Annotated in this window: 18 protein-coding genes; 11 read left to right on the forward strand and 7 right to left on the reverse strand. The window is 73.6% G+C overall.

The genetic code is table 11. The features are described 5' to 3' along the window. Positions 1 to 50: 50 nt before the first annotated feature. A complete protein-coding gene (purN, locus tag EV378_RS21790) occupies positions 51 to 680 on the forward strand; it encodes a phosphoribosylglycinamide formyltransferase (protein ID WP_132429162.1) in 630 nt (209 codons plus the stop codon). Then, the gene (purH, locus tag EV378_RS21795; protein ID WP_132429164.1) at positions 677 to 2,239 is read left to right on the forward strand and encodes a bifunctional phosphoribosylaminoimidazolecarboxamide formyltransferase/IMP cyclohydrolase; all 1,563 of its coding nucleotides are present in this window, start codon (positions 677 to 679) and stop codon (positions 2,237 to 2,239) included. The genes purN and purH overlap by 4 nt, the downstream gene beginning before the upstream one ends. Here the strand turns inward: purH and EV378_RS21800 are convergent, their stop codons facing one another. From EV378_RS21800 to EV378_RS21810, 3 genes are read right to left on the reverse strand one after another with little or no spacing between them, the layout of a single operon-like run. Continuing rightward, positions 2,240 to 2,659 (reverse strand): SCO4402 family protein, encoded by a 420-nt coding sequence (locus tag EV378_RS21800; RefSeq protein WP_132429166.1) that lies wholly within the window; start codon positions 2,657 to 2,659, stop codon positions 2,240 to 2,242. After that, positions 2,626 to 3,483, reverse strand: a complete 858-nt coding sequence (locus EV378_RS35960; protein ID WP_207908821.1) for a putative T7SS-secreted protein — start codon at positions 3,481 to 3,483, stop codon at positions 2,626 to 2,628. The genes EV378_RS21800 and EV378_RS35960 overlap by 34 nt, the downstream gene beginning before the upstream one ends. Further along, positions 3,480 to 3,782 (reverse strand): hypothetical protein, encoded by a 303-nt coding sequence (locus EV378_RS21810; RefSeq protein WP_132429168.1) that lies wholly within the window; start codon positions 3,780 to 3,782, stop codon positions 3,480 to 3,482. The genes EV378_RS35960 and EV378_RS21810 overlap by 4 nt, the downstream gene beginning before the upstream one ends. A 349-nt stretch (positions 3,783 to 4,131) precedes the next feature. Here EV378_RS21810 and EV378_RS21815 point away from each other — a divergent pair, with 349 nt between their 5' ends. Next, on the forward strand, positions 4,132 to 5,862 hold the full coding sequence (locus tag EV378_RS21815; protein WP_132429170.1) for a hypothetical protein: 1,731 nt from the start codon (positions 4,132 to 4,134) through the stop codon (positions 5,860 to 5,862). Here EV378_RS21815 and EV378_RS21820 read toward each other — a convergent pair. Continuing rightward, positions 5,781 to 6,713 carry a TetR/AcrR family transcriptional regulator C-terminal domain-containing protein gene (locus EV378_RS21820; protein WP_132429172.1) on the reverse strand — a complete coding sequence of 311 codons (933 nt, stop codon included), beginning with the start codon at positions 6,711 to 6,713 and terminating at the stop codon, positions 5,781 to 5,783. The two genes, EV378_RS21815 and EV378_RS21820, sit on opposite strands and share 82 nt — an antisense overlap. A 163-nt stretch (positions 6,714 to 6,876) precedes the next feature. On the opposite strand from EV378_RS21820, the gene EV378_RS21825 reads away from it, so the two are divergent. The 3 genes from EV378_RS21825 (at position 6,877) to EV378_RS21835 (ending at position 11,145) form a co-directional block, all read left to right on the forward strand. Continuing rightward, positions 6,877 to 8,067 (forward strand): FAD-dependent monooxygenase, encoded by a 1,191-nt coding sequence (locus EV378_RS21825; RefSeq protein WP_132429174.1) that lies wholly within the window; start codon positions 6,877 to 6,879, stop codon positions 8,065 to 8,067. Positions 8,068 to 8,224: 157 nt separating this feature from the next. After that, on the forward strand, positions 8,225 to 9,016 hold the full coding sequence (locus EV378_RS21830; protein WP_243653693.1) for a hypothetical protein: 792 nt from the start codon (positions 8,225 to 8,227) through the stop codon (positions 9,014 to 9,016). Positions 9,017 to 9,291: 275 nt separating this feature from the next. After that, positions 9,292 to 11,145, forward strand: coding sequence for a DNA polymerase Y family protein (locus tag EV378_RS21835; protein WP_207908822.1), 1,854 nt, complete (start codon positions 9,292 to 9,294; stop codon positions 11,143 to 11,145). A 49-nt stretch (positions 11,146 to 11,194) separates the two neighbouring features. Here EV378_RS21835 and EV378_RS21840 read toward each other — a convergent pair whose 3' ends face one another. Beyond that, on the reverse strand, positions 11,195 to 12,661 hold the full coding sequence (locus EV378_RS21840; protein WP_132429178.1) for a M28 family metallopeptidase: 1,467 nt from the start codon (positions 12,659 to 12,661) through the stop codon (positions 11,195 to 11,197). 406 nt (positions 12,662 to 13,067) lie between these two features. Here EV378_RS21840 and EV378_RS21845 point away from each other — a divergent pair, with 406 nt between their 5' ends. Continuing rightward, complete coding sequence (locus EV378_RS21845; protein ID WP_132429180.1) at positions 13,068 to 16,418, forward strand: error-prone DNA polymerase; 3,351 nt, start codon at positions 13,068 to 13,070, stop codon at positions 16,416 to 16,418. A gap of 69 nt (positions 16,419 to 16,487) precedes the next feature. Here the strand turns inward: EV378_RS21845 and EV378_RS21850 are convergent, their stop codons facing one another. Then, positions 16,488 to 17,156, reverse strand: coding sequence for a GPR1/FUN34/YaaH family transporter (locus EV378_RS21850; protein WP_132429182.1), 669 nt, complete (start codon positions 17,154 to 17,156; stop codon positions 16,488 to 16,490). Positions 17,157 to 17,619: 463 nt separating this feature from the next. Here EV378_RS21850 and EV378_RS21855 point away from each other — a divergent pair, with 463 nt between their 5' ends. The 4 genes from EV378_RS21855 to EV378_RS21870 all read left to right on the forward strand — a co-directional run bounded on the left by EV378_RS21855 (position 17,620) and on the right by EV378_RS21870 (position 20,416). Further along, positions 17,620 to 17,916 (forward strand): DUF3017 domain-containing protein, encoded by a 297-nt coding sequence (locus EV378_RS21855; protein WP_132432510.1) that lies wholly within the window; start codon positions 17,620 to 17,622, stop codon positions 17,914 to 17,916. 244 nt (positions 17,917 to 18,160) lie between these two features. After that, positions 18,161 to 18,742, forward strand: a complete 582-nt coding sequence (locus EV378_RS21860; RefSeq protein ID WP_207908823.1) for a carboxymuconolactone decarboxylase family protein — start codon at positions 18,161 to 18,163, stop codon at positions 18,740 to 18,742. Positions 18,743 to 18,749: 7 nt separating this feature from the next. Further along, positions 18,750 to 20,087, forward strand: a complete 1,338-nt coding sequence (locus tag EV378_RS21865; protein WP_132429186.1) for a DUF2252 domain-containing protein — start codon at positions 18,750 to 18,752, stop codon at positions 20,085 to 20,087. Positions 20,088 to 20,194: 107 nt separating this feature from the next. Continuing rightward, entirely contained in the window at positions 20,195 to 20,416 is a 222-nt protein-coding gene (locus EV378_RS21870) for a hypothetical protein (RefSeq protein WP_132429188.1), read from the forward strand. 48 nt (positions 20,417 to 20,464) lie between these two features. On the opposite strand, the gene EV378_RS21875 is transcribed toward EV378_RS21870, so the two are convergent. Continuing rightward, complete coding sequence (locus EV378_RS21875) at positions 20,465 to 22,690, reverse strand: NADP-dependent isocitrate dehydrogenase (RefSeq protein WP_132429190.1); 2,226 nt, start codon at positions 22,688 to 22,690, stop codon at positions 20,465 to 20,467. Positions 22,691 to 22,733: the final 43 nt, after the last annotated feature.

A 22,733-nucleotide genomic window follows, 5' to 3' on the forward strand; every position in this document is an offset into this window, starting at 1 on the left:
TCCGTCCTAGTCTGGACGGGTACCCGCCTGCCCGGACCGAGGAGCCGTCGTTGCCCGCACACCGCTGCCGGCTCGTCGTGCTGCTCTCCGGTGACGGGTCGCTGTTCCAGGCGCTGCTCGACGCGTGCGCCGCGCCGGACATGCCGGCCGCCGTCGTCGCGGCCGGATCGGACCGCGCGGGCGCGGGCGGGCTCGGCCGGGCCCGAGGGGCGGGCGTGCCGACGTTCGTCGAACGCACGGCCGACCATCCCGACCGCGTGGCGTGGGACGCCGCGCTGCTGGCGCGGGTCCGCGAGCACCGGCCGGACCTGGTGGTCGGGGCCGGATTCATGAAGCTCGTCTCGCCGGCGTTCCTCGACGGCATCGGGTGCTGGATGATCAACTCGCATCCGGCGCTGCTGCCGGCGTTCCCGGGGGCGCACGCGGTGCGCGACGCGCTCGCGGCCGGCGTCGACGTGACGGGCGCGACCGTGCACGTCGTGGACGCCGGCACCGACACCGGCCCGGTGCTGGACCAGGTGCCGGTCGAGGTCCGGGACGGCGACACCGAGGCGACCCTGCACGAACGGATCAAGGTGGCGGAACGACGCCTGCTGGTCGACGTCGTACGGCGGCTGGCAGGCGAGATCCACACGAGCCCGCGCGGCGGGCCGAGCGATGAGATGAGTGGACTTTCATGAGTGAGCGCAGGCCGGTCCGCAGGGCCCTGATCAGCGTGTACGACAAGGCGGGTCTGCTCGATCTGGCCACCGGGCTGCACGCGGCGGGCGTGGAGATCGTCTCCACCGGCTCGACCGCCCAGCGGATCGCGGACGCGGGCGTCCCGGTCACGGCCGTCGAGGACGTCACCGGCTTCCCGGAGTGCTTCGACGGCCGGGTGAAGACGCTGCACCCCCGGGTGCACGCCGGCCTGCTGGCGGACACGCGCAAGGAGGAGCACGTACAGCAGCTGGCCCAGCTGGAGATCGCGCCGTTCGACCTGCTGGTGTCCAACCTGTACCCGTTCACGCAGACGGTGGCGTCCGGCGCGGGCGTCGAGGAGTCCGTCGAGCAGATCGACATCGGCGGGCCGGCGATGGTGCGGGCGTCGGCGAAGAACCACGAGAGCGTGGCCGTCGTCGTCGACCCGTCGCGCTACGAGTGGGTGCTCGAGCAGGTCGCCGCGGGCGGGTTCGTCCTGGCCGACCGGCAGCGCCTGGCCGCGGAGGCGTTCCGGCACACCGCGTCCTACGACGTGGCGGTCGCGTCCTGGATGGGCAGCGTGCTCGCGCCGGAGACCGACGGCGGCCCGTTCCCGGCGTGGGTCGGCGCCACCTGGGACCGGGAGCGCACCCTGCGCTACGGCGAGAACCCGCACCAGGCCGCCGCGCTCTACACCGCGTCGGCGGGCGGTGGGCTGGCCGGCGCGGAGCAGCTGCACGGCAAGGAGATGTCCTACAACAACTACGTCGACTCGGACGCCGCGTGGCGGGCCGCGCACGACCACGGCGACGCCCCGACCGTCACGGTGATCAAGCACGCGAACCCGTGCGGGATCGCGGTCGGCGCGGACGTCGCCGAGGCGCACCGCAAGGCACACGCGACGGACCCGACCAGCGCGTTCGGTGGCGTGATCGCCGTGAACGCCGAGGTCAGCGTCGAGATGGCCCGGCAGGTCGCGGAGATCTTCACCGAGGTCGTGGTCGCGCCGTCCTATGCGGACGGTGCGCTGGAGGTGTTGCGGGGCAAGAAGAACATCCGGCTGCTGCGCATCCCGGGCGGCTACGTCCGCGCCGGTGCGGAGATGCGGCCGATCTCCGGTGGGCTGCTGCTCCAGCAGCGCGACCTGGTCAACGCCGACGGCGACGACCCGTCGTCGTGGAAGCTCGTGACCGGCGACCCGGTCTCCGACGAGACGCTGGCCGACCTGGCGTTCGCGTGGCGCGCCTGCCGCGCGGTGAAGTCGAACGCGATCCTGCTGGCGCACTCCCGTGCGGCCGTCGGGGTCGGGATGGGCCAGGTCAACCGCGTGGACGCGGCGAAGCTGGCGGTGGAGCGGGCCGGGGACCGCGCGCGGGGGTCGGTCGCGGCGTCGGACGCGTTCTTCCCGTTCGACGACGGTCTGCGCGTCCTGCTCGACGCGGGCGTCGCCGCCGTCGTGCAGCCCGGCGGATCGGTGCGCGACGAGCTGTCGATCGCCGCGGCCGCCGAGGCGGGCGTCCCGATGTACCTCACCGGCACCCGCCACTTCGCGCACTGACTATCCGGCCCCGCGCGCCACGTCGTTGGCGTGCAGGACCCGGTACGCCTCGGCGGCGCCCCGGACCACGTCCGTCCACCGTGGATGGGCGAGGTACTCGGCGTCGCCGACGTCGCCGAGCTCGTCGATCAGGGATTCGAATACCGCTCCGAGTGCTCGTAGCGTGTCCACCTCGTCCGGGTAGATCAATGCACCGATGGCGGGTTCGGGATCCGGGAGCACCACCATGTCGTCGAACAGGATATGGACTCGGTAGTCGAGCTCGTCGTACTTGATACCCGGCGGGAACTCGTGGCGGATCCAGACCCGCTCCTGGTACTCGGGATCCGCCAGCACGCGAAGCGCATCGACGACCGCGGCGCGGAAGTCCCCGTATCTGATCGTTTCTACGGGTGATTCCATGATCGCCAGGTCCTCCATTCGCTCAGCGGGATGTGGGCGTCCTCGGGGAACTTGTCGATCGCGCCCGGGATCGGTCGCCCGTCCCTGCCGATGATCTTCCCACCATCGCGCACGATGACATGGTCCTGTTGCTGGGTGGGCTGTGAGTTGTCCGGGTTCCCCTGGTCGATGCGGACCCCTGCGGCGGAGGGATGAACGGGGTCGAGCCACCGGTGACCGACGCCCTTCTGGTTGTCGCGCCCCTCGCCCCACTCGTCCGGGATCTTCTCGCGGACGGCCGGGTCGTCCCAGGGCAGTGCGGGCTCGTCGCCCGGCCCGATCACGTCCGCAGCGGCCTGCAGGACGTCCTCGCCGACGCGCGCCGCCGTGTCGACCGCCTCTCCCGTCAGCCGGGCGAGCTGCTCCGGCCAGCTCCGGCCGTCGGGCGCCTGCCCCGTGGCCTCCTCGACGACGCGGGCCGCCGCGTCCCCCGCCTGCTCGAGCTGGTCGAGGACGCGCCGCACCAGATCCTCGGCCTCCTCGGCCGCGGCCCCGGTCCCGTCGGCCATGAGGCGACCGGCGTCCGCGAGCCGGTCCTGCGCCCACTGCAGCACGGCCCGGTACCGCTCGAGCGCCTGCGCGGCCCGGTGGAAGCCGTCGCCCGCCTCCTGCCAGCGACCGGGCTCCTTCGCGATGGCGGAACGGAACAGGTCGGCCGTCCGTCCCTCCCACCCGTCGGTGGGGTCGACCCGCGAGAGCGCGATCCCGGTCTCGTGCAGCGCGTCGCCGTAGGACGCCATCGCGGCCGCCGCCCGGCCGACCGCGACGGGATCGCCGGGCACGGTGGACTGCGGCGCCGTCATGTGCGCGGCTCCGGATCGTGCGCCCGCACGACCAGGCCGGCGACGTCCTGCTCGCCCCGCCGGTAGGCCTCTGCGCAGTCGGCGAGCCGGGTGGCGATCTCCCGCGCGTCACCGGTCAGGTCGGCGACACCCGCGGCCCAACGGTCGTGGAAGCCGGTGATCCCGGCGGCCAGGCGGGCGTGCCCGACGACCTCCGCCCCGCCGTCGACGACGGGGGTGCCGACCGAGCGGACGGCGTCCAGGATCTGGTCCGCGATCCGGGTGAGCGCGGTGACGTCCACGTGGAACCCGTCGTCCATCGCGACCCTCCCCGGCACAGCCGTCGCCACCGGACACCGTAGGGACCGGGCGCAGCGCCCGAGGCCGTTCGGCGAATCTCGTCCGGGTCCGTCACGGGCGGTCCCGCGCGGAACCTGTTCCCGCGCGCTCCAGGACGGGCGCGGGAACCCCGTCGGCGCGCGCCGGACGGTCGCGGCGCCGGGGCCGGGTGGGTTCCTGAGAGTCGGCTCGTCCGGTCGGAGGGACGACACCTCCGTTCGGAGCACCTGCACGTCCCGCTCGCCGCCCGGTCGGGCCGATCACCGTACGTCGGTCCGGGGTTGCTCAGGTTCGACGTGTGACGTGCCGTGTCGGCCTACCGTCGTCTCGATGCCACGAACGCTGCCTCCCCACGGCGTGCGCGGCTCCGAGACCCGGCCCCGTTCCCCCGGCGAGGCCGACCCGGACGCCCGACCCATGCCCTCCTATCCACCGACCGGCTCGGTTCCCCCGCCCCGCCGGTCCACCGCCTCCGCGCGGTACGGCACCCGCGACTCCGGTCGTCACGCCGTCATCGAGCCACGACGACCTGCGGACCGGTACGGCGAGCACCCAGCCGATGACGACGGCGAGCCGCGCTCGCGCCGCTGCGGCGCCCACCCGGTCGTCGACGACGCTCGTCCCGGCGAGCCGCGCTCCCGCCGGACCGGCTCGTACCCGGCCGTCGACGACGGCGGCGTCCGATCCCGTCGGAGCGGTGCGCACCCGGCGGTCGTCGACCACGGCGAGCCGAGCTCCCGTCGGAGCGGTGCGCACCCGGCCGTCGACGACGCCCGTCCGGGCGAGCCGCGCTCCCGCCGGACCAGCTCGACCCCGGCGGTCGGCGACGGCGGCGTGCCCCGTTCTCCTCGGACGGGCTCGATCCCGATGGTCGACGACGGCGGCGTGCCTCGCTCCCGTCGGACGGGCTCGACCCCGGCGGTGGACGACGGCGGCGTGCCTCGCTCCGGTCGGACCGGCTCGACCCCGGCGGTCGGCGACGGCGGCGTGCCGCGCTCCGGTCGGACGGGCTCGACCCCGGCGGTCGACGACGGGGGTGTCCGTTCCCGTCGGAGCGGTGCCCGTCCGGCGATCGACGGTAGCTGGGCCGCCGAGGTCGCCGACCGGGGCGAGCCGCGGTCGCGTCGGACCGGCGGGCATCCGACGGTGGATCGCGAGGGCCGCCCGAACTCCCGGGTGAGCGGCCGCCGCTTCCCCGCCGCCGACCACCCGGTCGACGACCGCTTCCATCCGAGCGGACCGCTGCCCGCCGTCGAACCCGCAGGATGGTTCGCCCAAGTGCGGGCGCGGTCCGGACCGGACGGCGGCCCGGCGGCGTTGGGCAGGGTCGGACTGCACCTCGGCCTCGCCGCGCTCCCGCTGCTCGCGATCTCGGCGCAGGTCTTCGGCGTGATGGAGATGCGCACGGCGCTGGCCTGGCTGATCGTCCCGGCGGTGATCGTCGTGGCCTGCCTCGCGATGTTCGCGCCGCACCCGGTGGACCGCGTCCTGACCGCCGGGCTGGTGTGGGGCGTCGTCGGCTGCGTGCTCTACGACCTGTTCCGCCTGGACACGGTGTACGTGCTCGGCTGGTGGGGCGACTTCATCCCGTCCATGGGCAGCTGGGTCAGCGGCGGCACACCCGGCGCGTGGGACGGCGCACTCGTCGGCTACCTCTGGCGCTACATCGGTGACGGCGGCGGCATCGGGATCACGTTCTTCGTGGTCGCGGCCGCCGTCGGGCTCGATCGTTACCGGCGCCGCGACGTCGTGCTCGCGGCCGTCGCGTTCGCCGTCTTCCCGGTGTGGGCGGGGCTGATCGGGACGGTGGCGCTCGCTCCTCGCGGCCAACAGATGCTCTTCCCGCTCACCCCCGTGACCATCACGCTGTCGCTGGTCGGCCACCTGATCTTCGGCATCGTGATGGGGCTGGGCTTCTGGCGCTCCCGGCACGTCGTGTCCGGCTGGCCGTGGCCCGCCGTCGAGCTGCCATGGCCCGCTCAGCCGGCCAGCCGGCGTTCGAGTCCGTCCAGCAGCCAGGTCAGGCCGGTGGCGAACAGCGCGTCGAGGTCGTGGTCGTAGCCGTCGGTCATCAGCTCGTCCATGGTTCGGACGAGGACGGGCAGGTCCCTGGTGGCCATCGTCGCGCGGAGCTCGGGGCCGCGGGTGTCCATCCACTCGTCGCCGGTGACGCCGGTGTCCGCCTCGGCCTGACGCTCCGGCTCCAGGCTCGTGGCGGCGCCACGCACGTGGTCGAAGACGATCAGGTGCGCGGAGAATGCGGTCACCGCGTCGAGCCGGAGCTCCTCGAGTGCGGTGAGCACGCGGTCGCTGTAGGCCATGCCGGCGACCGTCGGCTGGGGCCGGGTGAACGACAGCGCGGCGGCCAGCCACGGGTGGCGCCGGAACGTCGCCCACAGGTCGTGCGCGGCCGCCTCGACCTGCGCCCTCCAGCCGGACGGTGGGGGATCGGGTAGGGCGCCCACCTCGCCGAACGCGACGTCGATCATGCGGGTGACCAGGTCGTCCTTGTCCGCGACGTGGCGGTAGAGCGACATCGTCGCCGCCCCCAGCTCGGCGCCGACGCGACGCATGGAGACGGCCGCGAGCCCCTCGGCGTCGGCGATCGCGATGCCGTGCCGCACGATCCGGTCCAGCACGAGCCCGCCGTCCTCGCCGGCGCGCAGGCCGGTCGCCCGGCGGCGGACCGGCTCCGTGTCCGGCCCGGCCACGACGGTGCCAACGCCGGGCACCGCACGCACCAGTCCCTCGTCGCGCAGGGCGGACAGCACCTTCGTCGCGGTGGCCATCGCGACGCCCCACTGCCGTGTGATGTCCCGTGTGGACGGCACGCGGTCCCCCTGCGCCAGCTCCCCGGAGCGGATCCGCTCGCGGAGCTCCCCGGCGATGCGTGTTGACGGCGGCTCGTCCATCTCGTCTCCCTGTACTAGTGCACTCGTGACCGGACATTACCCGGTGGTTCGCCGGTGTCGTTCGCCGACGTCCGGTTTGCGCACTAGTACACCATGCAGATCAATGCATCTGAGCTGCGAATAAGACGTTGACTAGTGCGTTGTACGCTGTACATTACAGGTCATGCAGAACAAGGACGTGTTGGTGGCGGGGGCCGGCATCGCCGGTTGTGCAATGGCGTACTGGTTACGCGAGTACGGGTTCCGGCCGACCGTGGTGGAGCGCGCACCCGCGCCGCGCCCCGGTGGGCAGACCGTCGACCTGCGTGGCGCCGGACGGACCGTCGTGGACCGGATGGGGCTGCGCGACGCGGTCCGTGCGATGACGATCGAGCAGCGGGGCCTGGCGTGGATCGACGCGGACGGGCGGCACCGCGCCGAGATGCCGGTGGAGGCGTTCGGCGGCAACGGGATCGTCTCCGCCGAGGAGATCCTCCGGGGTGACCTGTCGGACGTGCTGTACGGCGCGGCGCAGGACGGCGTGGAGTTCCTGTTCGACGACACGGTGACGGCGATCTCCCAGGACGACGACGGTGTGGACGTCACGTTCGAGAACGCGCCGCAGCGCCGGTTCGCGCTGGTGGTGGGTGCGGACGGGATGCACTCCGCGGTGCGCAGGGCCGCGTTCGGGCCGTCGGCGGAGTTCTTCCGCCCGCTGGGCCTGCTCACCGCGTGGTTCACGGTGCCGGCCGAGGTCGACCTGGACGGCTGGTACCTGATGCACAACGACCCGGGCGGCCGCGTCGCGTCGCTGCGGCCGGGGCGGCTGCCGTCGGAGCAGAAGGCGGGTCTGTCGGTGCGCAGCGACGAGGTCGTGAACCGCAGGGACCGCGCCGCGCAGGTCGCGTTCCTGGAGCGCTCGTTCGCCGACGTCGGATGGGAGGCGCAGCGGCTGGTCCGGCAGGCCCGGGACGCCGAGGACCTGTACCTCGAGTCGATGGGGCAGGTGCGGATGTCGTCGTGGTCGACCGGGCGGGTGGTGCTGGTCGGCGACGCCGGGTACTGCCCGACGCCGTTGACCGGGCTCGGCACCAGCCTCGCGCTGGTCGGGGCGTACGTGCTGGCCGGGGAACTGGCCGGGGCGTCGACGCACGCCGAGGCGTTCGCCGGGTACGAGCGGGTCCTGCGTCCGTACGTCACGCAGGCCCAGGAACTGCCACCGTCCGGTGTGGACGGTTATGCGCCGCGCGGTGCCCTGCGGGTCCGGACGATGCGGGCGTCGATGCGGTGGGCGCAGCGCTGGCCGATGCGCCCGATGATGGACCGGATCTTCGCCAAGGCGGACGCGATCGAGCTGCCGTCGTACGGGTGGTGAGGCGGCTCCCCCGGACGGGGGCTTGAGCCGGCCCGTCGCGGCGGCCTAGTGTTCGAACATCGGTTCGATACGCCGCCTTCCCCGCGGCGCGTCGGCCGGCTTCCGGGCGGTGCGCCCGGCGGTGCGGCACGGGCGTGGACGCGGGGGAGGGGACGAGGTGGCCGAGGGTACCGGGGGCGTGGCGGTGGCCGGTGCGCCGGACGTGCCGGACGTGGAGGGCCGGCTGGAACGCGCCCGCGGGCTGCTGCGGCGGATGGAGGACCGCTCGGAGCAGGTCAGGGCCCGCCCGACGCCGGGTGAGGACGGGCGGCTGCTGCCGGTGACCGGGGTGCTGGCCGGGCTGTTGCCCGGCGGGGGACTGCGCCGCGGGTCGACGGTGTCGGTGGCGAGCGGTCCGGCGGACGGATCGCTGCTGTTCGGGCTGCTCGCCGAGGCGTCCGCGGCCGGGGCGTGGGCAGGCGTGGTCGGCCGTCCGGACCTGGGGGTGGTCGCCGCCGTCGAGGCCGGGGTGCGTCCGGAGCGGCTGGCGCTGGTCCCGGAGCCGGGGACGTACCTGGTCGCGGTCACCGTCGCGCTGCTGGACGGGCTGGACCTGGTCGTGGTGGCCGGGGCGGAGCGGGCCGGCGTCCGCGCGGCGGACCGGCAGCGGCTCGCGGCCAGGGCGCGTCAGCGCGGTGCGGTGCTGGTGGCCATGGGGTCGTGGCCCGGCGCGGACGTGCAGCTCCGGTGCGCGGGGGTGCACTGGGAGGGGCCGGAGGCCGGGGCGGGACGGCTGCGGTCACGACGGGTGGAGGTGCGGGTGTCCGGGCGCGGCACCGGTGCGCCGGGGCGGTCCGCCGAGCTGCTGCTGCCGGGGCCGGACGGTGCGGTGGCCCCGGCTCCCGGGCGGGCGGCGCCCCAGCCGGATCTACGGCCGGGTCTGCGTCCGGTCGCGGCGGTGGCCGGATGACCGGCGGCATTCCGGGGTCGGCGGCGGGTGGTCCTTCGCCGGTTCCCGTCGAGATGCGGCCTACCGGGGCCAGACGATCGCCGCGGCCCGCTGAACCGCATCTCGGCGCGGCGAGGGCCGGATGATCGGCGGTGCTTCGGGGTCGGCGGTGGGTGGTCCCCCGCCGGTTCCCGCCGAGATGCGGTCTAGCGGGGTTCGGCGATCGCTGCGGCCCGCTGAGCCGCATTTCGGCGCCGCGAGGGCTGCGGGAGCACGACGGCGGAGCCGGGGGTGGCATGGTGCAGGACGCTGAGACCGGGGCCAGGACCGGCGCTGGGGCCTGTGCGGCCACCGGTGCTGGGGCCTGCGCCGTCACCGGTGTTGAGGCCCGTGCCGTCACCGGTGCTGGGGCCCGTGCGGCCACCGGTGCTGGGGCCTGCGCCGTCACCGGTGTTGAGGCCCGTGCCGCCACCGGTGCTGGGGCCCGCGCCGCCACCGGTGTTGAGGCCGGTGCCGAGGGCCGCGTTGAGGGCCGCGCCGAGGGCCGTGCTGAGGCCCGCGCCGGGTTCGGCGCCGGGACCGGCGCCGAACGCGTGCTGGCGTTGTGGTCACCGGACTGGCCGGTCACCGCGGCCGCCCGCGCGGCACACGTGCCCGCCCACCGGCCGGCGGCGGTGTTCCACGCGAACCGGGTGCAGGCCTGCTCGGCCACCGCGCGCAGCCAGGGCATCCGGCGGGGACTGCGCAGGCGCGAGGCCCAGGCCCGGTGTCCGGAGCTGGCCGTGCTCACCCCGGACACCGGTCGTGACGCCCGGCTGTTCGAGCCGGTGGTGCGGGCGGTGGAGGAGATCGCGCCGGGGGTGGAGGTGGTCCGGCCGGGGCTGCTCGTGCTGCCGGCGCGCGGCCCGGTCGGCTGGTTCGGCGGTGAGCGCGCCGCGGCGGAGCGGCTGATCGACCAGGTGGCGTTGCGCACCCGGACGGAGTGCCAGGTCGGCGTCGCCGACGGGACGTTCGCCGCGGTACTGGCCGCCCGCCGCGGGAGGGGCGTGCCCCCGGGGCGCAGCGCGGAGTTCCTGGCCCCGCTGGAGGTGTCCGAACTGGACCGGGATCCCGCGGTGGACCGCGCCGAGCTGGTGGACCTGCTGCGCCGGTTGGGTCTGCGTTCACTGGGCGCGTTCGCCGCGCTGCCCGCGGCCGACGTGGCCTCCCGCTTCGGGGCGGACGCGGTGGCCGCGCACCGGCTGGCCCGCGGGCTCGACCCACGGCCGCCCGCCCGGCGGGTGGTGCCGGAGGAGCTGGCCGCGGCGATGGAGCTGGACCCGCCGGTGGACCGGGTGGACGCCGCGGCGTTCGCCGCCCGCGGGCTGGCCGGGCGGCTGCACGAGGCGCTGGCCGGTCACGGGCTCGCGTGCACCCGTCTCGGAGTGCACGCCCGGACCGAGGCCGGGGAGGAGCTGCTGCGCGTCTGGCGCTGCGCGGAGCCGCTCACCCCCGGCGGGACCGTGGACCGGGTGCGCTGGCAGCTGGACTCCTGGCTCGGTCGCGGCGGGTCCGGCGCGCTCGTCGCGCTGCGGCTCACGCCGGAGGAGACGGTCGTGGCCGGGGTGCTGCAACGTGGCCTCTGGGGCGACGTCGGGGAGGCCGACGAGCGCGCGGGCCGTGCGCTCGTGCGGGCGCAGGCGCTGCTCGGCCCGGACGGCGTGGTCACCCCGGTGCTGACCGGCGGACGGGACCCTGCCGAGCGGGTCCGCCTGGTGCCGTGGGGCGAGGAACGCGAGACCGACCCGCCCGCGCCCGTCCGGCGTCCGGTCCCGGACCCGCCTGCGTCCTGGCCGGGCAGGCTTCCCGCGCCCTCGCCGTCCGTCGTCCCGCCGGAGCCGGTGGCGGTGGGCCTGTTGGCGGCCGGGGGCGAGGAGGTCCGGCCGTCCGGGACGGATCTGCTCGACGCCGCCCCGGCGCGGCTGGTGGAGACCGGGCGCACCGCGCGCGAGGTGCGGGACTGGGCCGGGCCGTGGCCGGTCGAGACGCGCTGGTGGGCTCCCGGAGGCGGGCCCGGCCCCACGGTCCGGGTCCAGGTCGTCCTCGACGACGGCGAGGCCCTGCTGCTCGCGCACACCGGCGGACGGTGGTGGGTCACCGGTGTGTACTGAGCGGAGCTCGTCGGAGCGAACAGGCGGCACTGAGCGCAGCGCACCGGAGCTACCGGGGCGGGATCCCGTCCAGCGACACGCCGAACCGCCCGATGCCGGTGGCCATCGCCTTGACGTTCCGGTCGAACGCCACCTGGTCCACGTTGGACACCCGGTCGCAGCGCTGGTGGTAGCAGGGGTCGTAGGCGCGGCCCGCCTCCCCGCCCCACAGCTGCGCCTGCTCGGCCGTCTTGTTCTCCTCGGCGCCGGTGAACAGCCCGCCGGACGGGATCCCGGCCTCGATGAACGGCCCGTAGTCCGAGCGGCCGTCGAAGTCGGTGCCCTGCGCCCGGACGCCGACCGCGGCCAGCCCGTCGACGAGCACCTGCTCCAGCACACCCGACCCGGGCGGACCGGGGCCCTCACCGACGTTGTCCGAGTTGTCCCCGTCGTAGGCCAGGTAGCCGGGGTTCGGCGAACCGACCATGTCGAAGTTCAGGTACACCGCGATCGCCCTGCGGTCGGCCTCGGACAGACCCTCGACGTACTTCGTGGACCCGACCAGTCCGGCCTCCTCGGCGCCCCACCAGGCGAACCGCACGGCCTGGCCGACCGGCGGGGAGGCGCCCATCCTCGTGGCGATCTCGAGCAGCGCGGCGGTGCCGCTGCCGTCGTCGTTGATGCCGGGCCCTTCCGGAACGGAGTCCAGGTGGGCGCCCGCCGTGACGACCTTCGCCGGGTCGCCGGTCCTGGTCTGGGCCACCACGTTGCGGCTGGTGATCTGGCGGATCGTGGTCGCCAGCGTCAGCGTGACCGGGGTGCCCGCCCGCGCGGCGAGGCGCCCTCCGTCGGTCCTCGTGACCGAGGCGCTGGGCACGACGCCGGGGGTCTCGCCGAGCGTCGCCTGGATCGGGGTGTCGTCGGTGTTCGCCACGATCACCGCCGCCGCACCGGCCGCGCCGGCCAGCTGCGACTTCTGCCCGAACGGGCAGACCCCGCGTTGCACCAGGGCGACGGCGCCGCGCGGGAACTGCGCGTAGTCGGACGCGTCGCAGCCCGGTGTCGGGTCCTGAGGCGCGGGCGGGATCACGACGATCGGAGCCGTGATCCCCGCGGGCGGTGTCGCGGGCGAGAAACCGAGCGCCGTCGCCCGGACCGGCTCGTTCCCCAGGGTCAGGCGCTCGGACTGGGTGGAGAACGTGCGGGCCTCGAACGTCGGGGTCTGCACGTCGTAGCCCGCCTGCCGGAGCACGCCCACCACGTAGTCGACGCTGGCGTCGTACCCGGGCGTCCCGGAGGCCCGGTTGCCGCCGTTCGCGTCGGCGATCCGTTCGAGGGACTGGAGGTGGGTGGTCGCGGACCGTCCGCTCACCTGCCCGGCCAACCGGGACGGGAGCCCGGGATCCGCGGCCACGGCCGCGGGAGCGGCGGGTCCGGGCGGGGGTGCCGCGTCCGAGCACGCGGCGAGCAGCACGAGCCCGGCAGCCAGGAACGCCGTCGTCGCCGTGGTCCGGACGTGCCGCGCCGTGGTTCGCATCTGTCTCCCGTCGACCGTGCTGTCCGGATCGCGCCGGGGACATCGTGGCACCTCATGGGCCGTTCGGCGCAGCCCGAGCAGTTGTCCACAGGACTGTCCACAGCTGTGATCATCCGGTGTGGATGCCCGTCGCTGATCCACGGCGCGCTCACGGGCTCCCCTCAGGTTCTCCACAGAATCGGGGTGTGGACTGGGCTCCATCACGGGGAAAGACGTCCCGGCCCGCACCTCACGGGGTGCGGGCCCGCCTCCCCCGGGGGACGGGCGAGTGTCGGCGCTGGGGAGCCGCCGGCCGCCCGGCTTCGGGGATCCGCCGTGCGGGACCGGCCGGCGCTCTGGAGAGCGACCGACCGGTCCCCACGGCCACTCCGTCGCCTTCGAATGCATGTTCGACTAGACTCGCCTCGTGGGCTGGCAGAACCCGGACGTCCCGTGGAGCGAGCTGGAGGCGACGCTCTCCGGCCGGGTGCGCACCGGGTCGAGCCTGTCCGGGGGACCCGAGGCGGACGGCGGCGACGCGCCGGCGTGGTCGGCGCACCGCGGGCCGTACGAGCCGCCGGAGGGACTGGGCCGCGGCGAGTCCGGCGTCGCCTACGCCGAGCTGCACTGCCACTCGAACTTCAGCTTCCTCGACGGTGCCGCGTCCCCCGAGGAGCTGGCCGAGCGTGCGTCGGAGCTGGGCCTGGAGGCGATCGCGCTCACCGACCACGACGGGATGTACGGCGTCGTCCGCTTCGCAGAGGCGGCCCGTGCGCTCGGGATCCGGACGGTGTTCGGGGCCGAGCTGAGCATGGGCCTGTCCGCGCCGCAGAACGGTGTCGCGGACCCGGAGGGCGAGCACCTGCTGCTGCTCGCCCGCGGCCCGGAGGGGTACGGGGCGCTGTGCCGCACGATCTCCACCGGCCAGCTGCGCGGTGCGGAGAAGGGCCGCCCGGTCTACGACCTGGGCGAGGTCGTCGCGGACACCGCCGGCCACGTCGTCGTACTGACCGGCTGTCGCAAGGGCGCCGTGCCCCGGGCCCTGGAGCGCGGTGGACCCGAGGCGGCCGCGGTGGAGCTGGCGCGACTGGTGGACCTGTTCGGCCGGGAGAACGTGCGCGTCGAGCTGACCCGCTACGGCCTGCCCACCGACACGGAGCGGAACGACGCGCTCGCCGCGCTCGCCGCGGACGCGGGCGTCGCGACCGTCGCCACCACGGCGGCGCACTACGCGACGCCGGACCGTGCCCCGCTGGCCGCGGCGATGGCCGCCGTGCGGGCCCGGCGCAGCCTGGACGAGATCGACCCGTGGCTGCCCCCGGCCGGGACGGCGCACCTGCGCGGCGGCGCGGAGATGGCCGAGCGGTTCGAGAGCCGCCACCCCGGAGCCGTCGCCAGGGCCGCCGAGCTCGGGCGGGAGCTGGCGTTCGAGCTGCGGCTGGTCGCCCCGGACCTGCCACCGTTCGACGTGCCGCCGGGCGAGACCGAGGCGAGCTGGCTGCGCGTGCTGACCCGTCGCGGGACGGTCGAGCGTTATGGCAGCTATGACGAGAACCCGGGCGCCGTGCACATGGTCGAGCACGAGCTGGCGATCATCGAGGCCAAGAACTTCCCCGGCTACTTCCTGATCGTGCAGGACATCGTCGCGTTCTGCCGGCGTCGGGACATCCTCTGCCAGGGCCGGGGCTCCGCCGCGAACTCCGCGGTCTGCTACGCGCTGGGCATCACGAGCGTCGACGCGGTGCGCCACGGCCTGCTGTTCGAGCGCTTCCTGTCCCCGGATCGGGACGGCTACCCGGACATCGACCTGGACATCGAGTCCGGCCGCAGGGAGGAGGCGATCCAGTACGTCTACGAGCGCTACGGCCGCCTGCAGGCCGCGCAGGTCGCGAACGTGATCACCTACCGCCCGCGCTCCGCCGTCCGGGACACCGCCCGCGCGCTCGGGTTCTCGCCGGGCCAGCAGGACGCGTGGAGCAAGCGCGTCGAGCGCTGGCACGCGCTGGAGGCGAGCGCGCTCCCGTCGGAGATGCCGGACCAACTGGTGGACCTGGCCGGGCAGCTGATGGGCGCTCCCCGGCACCTCGGCATCCACTCCGGGGGGATGGTGATCTGCGACCGCCCGGTCTCCGAGGTGGTGCCGGTGGAGTGGGCCCGGATGGCCGACCGGACCGTCGTGCAGTGGGACAAGGAGGACTGCGCGGCGGCCGGACTGGTCAAGTTCGACCTGCTCGGGCTCGGCATGCTCACCGCGCTGCACCTGATGATCGACCTGGTCGCCGAGCACGAGAACGAGAAGGTCGAGCTGCACGCGCTGGGGGAGTCCGACGCGGAGGTCTACGCGATGCTCTCCCGCGCGGACTCGGTCGGGGTGTTCCAGGTGGAGTCGCGCGCCCAGATGGCGACGCTGCCCCGGCTGCGCCCACGCGAGTTCTACGACCTGGTGGTCGAGGTCGCGCTGATCCGCCCCGGCCCGATCCAGGGCGGCTCGGTGCATCCGTACATCCGCCGTCGCAACGACATCGAGAAGTGGGAGCACGACCACCCGCTGCTCAAGCCCGCGTTGCACAAGACGCTCGGCATCCCGCTGTTCCAGGAGCAGATGATGCAGATCGCGGTGGACGTGGCCGGGTTCTCCGCGGCCGAGGCTGACGAGCTGCGCCGCGCCATGGGCGCCAAGCGCTCCACCGAGAAGATGGAGCGGCTGCGCGGCCGGTTCTACGACGGCATGGCCGCGAAAGGGATCACCGGCGAACTCGCTGAGACGATCTTCACGAAGATGCTGGCGTTCGCGAACTTCGGTTTCCCGGAGAGCCATTCGATCAGCTTCGCGTCGCTGGTCTACTACTCGGCCTGGTTCAAGCTCTATCACCCGGCGGCGTTCTGCGCGGGGCTGCTGAACGCCCAGCCGATGGGCTTCTACTCCCCGCAGTCGCTGGTCGCCGACGCGCGGCGGCACGGCGTGCTCGTCCGGCACCCGGACGTCAACGACGGGTGTGCGGAGGCGGTCCTGCAACCGGACACGGACTCCGCGGGCGGGCAGGCGATCCGGCTCGGGCTGGCCGAGGTGCGCACGATCGGCACCGAGCTCGCGGAGAAGATCGACGCCGAGCGGGACGCGTCCGGCCCGTTCCGCGATCTGGCGGACCTGGCGCGGCGGGTGCGCCTGACCGGGCCGCAGGCCGAGGCGCTGGCGACGGCCGGGGCGTTCGGCTCGTTCGGGGTCGACCGCCGGGAGGCGCTGTGGGCGGCGGGCGTGGTGGCCGGCGTGCGCCCGGAGCACCTGCCGGGCACGGCGGTCGGGCTGGAGGCGCCGGCGCTGCCCGGGATGACCGACGCGGAGCTGACCGTCTCCGACGTCTGGGCCACCGGCGTGTCGCCGCAGAGCCACCCGATGCAGCACCTGCGGGAGAAGATGGACGACCTCGGGGCGGTCCGGATCGACCGGCTCGACGACGTGGGACGGAACCACGGGCGGGCGGGAGATGACACGGACGCCCCGCCCCGCGTGCTCGTCGGAGGCCTGGTGACGCATCGGCAGCGCCCGGCGACGGCGGGCGGGGTGACGTTCGTGAACCTGGAGGACGAGTCCGGGATGCTGAACGTGACGTGCTCGGAGGGGCTGTGGGCGCGCTACCGGACGGTGGCGCTGGGCAGCGCCGCGCTGCTCGTGCGCGGACGGCTGGAGCGCAGCCCGGAGGGTGTGCTCAACCTGCTGGCCGACCGGCTGCAGCGGCTCCCACTCGCGGTGGCCGTACGGTCGCGTGATTTCCGATGAGGCCCGGAACGGCCGAAGCGGGCCCCGCCGGATCGGCGGGGCCCGCTCCGGGCCGGACGCGGGAAGGGGCTACTTCTGGATGGGGTTGCCCATCGCCAGCGCCTTGCCGCCCAGCTCCTGGTTGAACGCGTCGAACAGGATGTACGCGAACAGGAGCGTGAAGATGAACGTGGTGATGCCGGCGATCGGGAACAGTCCCGTCGCCCCGAGCGCCACACCGAGGTAGGCCAGCACGAACGTGACCGTGACGAACACGAACGCCGTGGTGAACGCGATCGGAAGGCGCAGCGTGAACAGCGTGAGCAGGATGAACGTGACCGTGTAGGCCAGTAGGTAGGCGGCCTGGATCTGGAAGGACTGCGCGGTGGTCAGTGTCTGGGAGGCCGCGTCGGCCCCGGTTGCATTGATGATCAGACCGTTGTTCAGCAGGAGCAGCAGTACGCCGAAGCTGATCCAGAACGAGGAGAAGACACCGAAGATCGCCCCCACCGCGTTCTGGCCCGCACGGATCGCGAGCACGGTGGTGATCAGCTCGAACAGGCCGGTGCAGAACAGGACGATCGGAATCATGCCGCCCGGCAGCTCGGACGTGGGCAGGTACCCGACGAACCACAGGCCCAGGATCATCCCGCCCGGGATGAAGGTGATCAGGCCCATGGCCGTCGGGTTGGGAGCAGGGGTCGCAGGTGGTGCCTCCGCGGCGGCGTGCGCCCCCGCCGTGTCGCTCTCCACGCTCATGGGGATACTCCTCGTCGAGTCGAGTGTGGCCGGTCCGACACCGGCAAAGTGATTCTGCTCTCACCAAGATTGAATTCACCCCTCCCATCGGGCAGACCGGGACCTCGACCTTTGTGGCACGTTCACTCCGCGTATCGCCTGGTCGTCGATCAGGCACCCTCTACTTCCCGTCCACGCCCCACCACAGGGTCAGGTCGAAGGAGGGGGCCTGACCCCTCCCTCGTGACCCGGCCGTGACGCGCCTGTGATGGACGAGCGGCGGCGTCCGAGCGGAGTACCCGAGCGGGGGTTCTGGGAGGATGGCCGGCGTGGGTGCACGGGTCATGGACGGCGTTGCCGGGGTCGCGGAGCGGCTCGACGGCCGGTCGACGCGCGGTCGGACCCCGACCGTAGGGGGGTCGACACGGGGGTCGACACCGGCTCCCTGCGCCGCGTCCGGCCGGGGTGTAACCCGGTGAGCAGCATGTCCGGGCACTCGCTGCGGGCCCGGGTCGCCGCGTACTGGCCGGTCCTGCTGGTGCTGCTCGTCGTCCTCGTCGGTCTGCAGAGGGTGCTGACCGAGCACTGGCGCGAGGGGTCGGCGCTGCTCGGTGTCGCAGCACTGGCCGCCGCCGGTCTGCGGCTCGCGCTGCCCGCCGACCGGGTGGGGCTGCTCGCGATCCGCGGCCGGATGGCCGACGCGCTCTGCTACAGCGGCTTCGGCTTCGCCGTGCTGGTGCTCGCCCTCACGATCACGCGGGGCTCGCTCGCCGTCAGCTGACGCGGGTGGCCGGCTTGCGGGTCGGTGGCCTGCGCGGACCCGCAGGCCGCTTGCTCCCGGGACGGCCGGGGCCAGAGCTCGTGTTCCGCACCCGGTGCACGACGGGCGCCGCGCGACGGCCCGGGAGGGTGTCGGCCGCGCGTCGGGGGAGCTGCTCGCGTGTCCTGGGGATGCTCATCGCCCGGGTCACGATACGGGTCGACATCCGATCATGCAGGCCGGGTCCGGGTTTACCGTCTCCGGCGTGCCTACTGGATCACGCCTGCCCGATCTTGGTCGTCAGAACCTCGACGACGCGCAACGCGCGGTTTACTCCGCGATCACCGGAGGGCCGCGCGGCGGCGTCCCGACCGGCCCGGGCGGCAGCCTGCACGGACCGTTCAACGCGATGCTGCACGCCCCGTGGGTCGGCGCCGAGCTGCAGGAGCTCGGCGCCGCGCTGCGCACCCGCGGCCGTCTGCCTGCCCGTGCCCGCGAGCTGGCCGTCCTGGCCGTCGCGGCGCACCACCGCAGCGGGTTCGAGTGGTGGGCGCACGCGCGGATCGCCGCCGACGCGGGCGTGCCGGACGCGCTCGTGGACGCCGCCCGCTCGGGCACCGGGCCACTGCCGGACGACCCGGTGGAGCGCGCCGCACTCGTCGCGACCAGGGAGCTCCTGGACACCGGCGACCTCGACGACGACGCCTGGGCCGCCGCGCACGACGTGCTCGGTGACGCGGGGCTCGTCGAGCTGACCACGCTCGTCGGCTACTACGGCCTGCTCGCGCTGCAGATGCGCGTGTTCCGGGTGTCCGTTCCGGACGGGGAAGCCGACCCGTGGGCATGATGTCCGGATGGAGCGAGCGGAGCGCAGGCGGAACGAGCCTCGGCGCCGGACCGGCCTGATCGTCGACACCCTCGTCACCGCGTTCGACGACCTGATGGCCGCCGATCCCGCGGCGTTCCGCACGAAGTTCCGCAAGATGGCGGCGGACCCGTTCGCGTTCTACCGGGGCAGCGCCTGCCTGTTCTACGCCGACGTCGCCGAGCGCGAGGACCCGTGGGCGGACGAGCGGACGTCCCGGGTCTGGATCCAGGGCGACCTGCACGCCGAGAACTTCGGCACCTACATGGACGGCGACGGCGTCCTGATCTTCGACGTGAACGACTTCGACGAGGCGTACGTCGGGCACTTCACCTGGGACGTCACCCGGTTCGCGGCGAGCATGGCGCTGCTCGGCTGGCGCAAGGCGATCTCCGACGACGACATCTCCGCGCTCGTCGGACGCTACGTCCGCGCCTACCTCGACCAGGTCCGGTGGTTCGTCTCGTCCTCCGACGACCGGGCGTTCTCGCTGCGCCTGGACACCACCGACGGACCCGTGCACGACGTGCTCGAGCAGGCGAAGCTGCGCACCCGCGTCGCGCTGCTGGACTCGGTCACCGAGACCGAGGGCTACGACCGGATCCTGCGCGACGGTCCCGGCGTCCGCCGCCTCGGCGACGAGGAGCGGTCGCGGGCCGAGGACGCCTTCGGGCGCTACGTGGAGACGATTCCCGAGCACAAGCGCCATCCGGGCGTCACGTACCAGGTCAAGGACATCGCCGGCCGGGCCGGGTTCGGGATCGGCAGCGCGGGACTGCCCGCCTACACCGTGCTCGTCGAGGGCTACAACCAGGCGCTGGACAACGACGTCGTCGTCTCGATGAAGCAGGGCAACGTCGCGGCCCCCTCGCGCGTCGTCACCGATCCGGGCGTCGCCGCGCATTTCCACCACCACGGGCACCGCACGGCCGTGTCCCAGCGCGCGCTGCAGGCGCACGCCGATCCGATGCTCGGCTGGACCGACCTGGACGGTGTCGGGTTCGTGGTCAGCGAGGTCTCGCCGTACGAGGACGACCTGGACTGGTCCGAGCTCACCGAGCCGGACGAGATCGCCCCCGTCGTCGAGTACCTGGGCCGGGCGACCGCCAAGATCCACTGCGTGTCCGACTCGGACGCCGACCACTCGCTCGTCGCGTTCCAGACGGAGGAGGCGATCGTCCACGTCGTGGACGGCCGGGAGAACGAGTTCGTCGAGTGGGTGACGGCGTTCGCCCACGAGTACGCCGGCCGGGTGCGCGCCGACCACGCGCTGTTCGTGGACGCGTTCCGGGAGGGCCGGATCCCCGGTGTCGCGGCGAGCGGCTGACCCGGAACGGTCCGATCGTCAATAGTGATGACCTGGGCCGGTCCACCGCGCACCGGCGACGTCCCGGTCGTTAGCTTTCCGGAATGGCCGCACGTGAGGAGGTCCCGGTGAACGCACCCGTGGTGTCGCGGCGTGGCCCTCGGACCGATCTCGTGCTCATCGGGGTCCTGGTTCTCGGCGTCCTGCTGGTCGTGGCCGGGTTCGTGTTCGACCTGCCGTGGGGTCTCGGCGGGGTCGAGCTCGCGCTCGTGGCGACGCCGGTCGTCCTCGCCGTGCTGGCGATGACCGTGGTCCTGCGCCGCGCGGACGCGCGGAACCGCTCACGGTGAACCCTCCGGGGCCGCTCGCGACCGCGGCCCCGGAGAGGGTGTGTGGCGTCAGCCCGCCCGGAACCCGTCGATCGCGGCGTTGAACGTCGCGCTCGGGCGCATCACCTCGTCGGCCTTGGCGCGGTCGACGTAGTAGTAGCCACCCAGGTCGACAGGGGACCCCTGCACCGCGTTCAGCTCGCCGACGATCGTCTCCTCCTCGGCGCCGAGCTTCTCGGCCAGCGGACGGAAGATCTCGGCCAGGCCGGTGTCCTCGGTCTGCTCGGCGAGCGCGCGGGCCCAGTACAGCGCGATGTAGAAGTGGCTGCCCCGGTTGTCCAGCTCGCCGACCCGGCGCGACGGCGAGTTGCCGTTCTCCAGCAGCGCGCCCGTCGCGTCGTCGAGGGACTGACCCAGCAGCCGGGCACGCAGCGGCTCCGGCGTCTTGGACGCCAGCATCTCCAGCGACACGGCCAGCGCCAGGAACTCGCCGAGCGAGTCCCACCGCAGGTGGTTCTCCTTCTGCAGCTGCTGGACGTGCTTCGGGGCCGAGCCGCCCGCGCCCGTCTCGAACAGCCCGCCGCCGTTCATCAGCGGGACGATCGAGAGCATCTTGGCGCTGGTGCCCAGCTCCAGGATCGGGAACAGGTCGGTCAGGTAGTCGCGCAGCACGTTGCCGGTGACCGAGATCGTTTCCTCGCCCGCGCGTGCCCGCTCCAGCGTGTAGCGGGTGGCCGCGGCGACGTCGAGGATCTCGATGGTCAGGCCGTCGGTGTCGTGCTCGCCGAGGTACTCGCGCACCTTCGCGATCAGCTGCGCGTCGTGCGCGCGCGTCTCGTCGAGCCAGAACACGGCAGGCGCTCCGGTCGCCCGCGCGCGCTCGACGGCCAGGCGCACCCAGTCCCGGATCGGGGCGTCCTTCGTCTGGCAGCCGCGCCAGATGTCGCCCTCGGAGACCTCGTGCTCCAGCTTCACCGCACCCGAGGAGTCGACGACGCGCACGACCCCGCCGGTCGCGATCTCGAACGTCTTGTCGTGGCTGCCGTACTCCTCGGCCTTCTGCGCCATCAGGCCGACGTTCGGCGTGGTGCCCATCGTCGTCGGGTCGAAGGCGCCGTTCACCTGGCAGTGCTTGACCGTCTCGTCGTAGAGCGCGGCGTACGACGAGTCCGGGATCACGAACTTCGCGTCCTGCTGCGCGTCGTCGGCGTTCCACATCTGGCCGGACGTGCGGATCGCGGCCGGCATCGACGCGTCGATGATCACGTCGCTGGGCACGTGCAGGTTCGTGATGCCGCGCGACGAGTCGACCATGGCCAGGCTCGGGCCGGTCGAGTACGCCTCGGTGATCGCCTTCTCGATCGACTCCCTCTTGTCGGCGGGGAGCTTCTCGATCGCGGTGAGGATGGAGGCGAGCCCGTCGTCCGGGTCGGCGCCGACCGAGGCCAGGTCGTCGGCGTGCACGGTGAACACGTCGGCGAAGTAGGAGCGCACGGCGTGCCCGAAGATGATCGGGTCCGAGACCTTCATCATCGTGGCCTTGAGGTGCACGGAGAACAGGACGCCCCTGTCCTTGGCGTCCTCGACCTGCGAGGCGAGGAACGCCCGCAGCGCGTCGCGGTTCATCACGGCGCCGTCGACGACCTCGCCGGCCAGTACCTTCACCGACTCCTTGAGCACGGTGACGGTGCCGTCGGACGCCTCGTGCTCGATCCGGAGCGTGTCGTCGGCCGGGGAGGTGAACGACGTCTCGGAGTGCCGGAAGTCGCCACCGGTCATCGTCGCGACGTGGCTCGCCGAGTCCGACGCCCACGCGCCCATCGAGTGCGGGTGCTTGCGGGCGAAGTTCTTCACCGACGCGGGCGCGCGGCGGTCCGAGTTGCCCTCGCGCAGCACCGGGTTCACGGCGGAGCCCTTGACCGCGTCGTAGGCCTTGCGGGCGGCGCGCTCCTCGTCGGTCTGCGGGTCCTCTGGGTAGTTCGGGACGTCGTAGCCCGCGCCCTGCAGCTCGGTGATCGCGGCCTTGAGCTGCGGGATCGACGCGCTGATGTTCGGCAGCTTGATGATGTTCGCGTCCGGCGTCCTCGCCAGCTCGCCGAGCTCGGCGAGCGCGTCCGGGACGCGCTGCGCGTCGGTCAGGCGGTCCGGGAACTGCGCGAGGATGCGGGCGGCCAGCGAGATGTCGCGGGTCTCCACATCCACCCCGGCCTTGTCGGCGAACGCCTCGATCACCGGTAGGAACGAGTGGGTCGCCAGCGCCGGCGCCTCGTCGGTGTAGGTGTAGGTCAGCTTCATCGCGGTGTCTGCCCCTGGCTCGTCGGCGTGGAAGTCGGTGGGG

It is taken from the genome of Pseudonocardia endophytica (assembly GCF_004339565.1).
GTDB lineage: Bacteria > Actinomycetota > Actinomycetes > Mycobacteriales > Pseudonocardiaceae > Pseudonocardia > Pseudonocardia endophytica.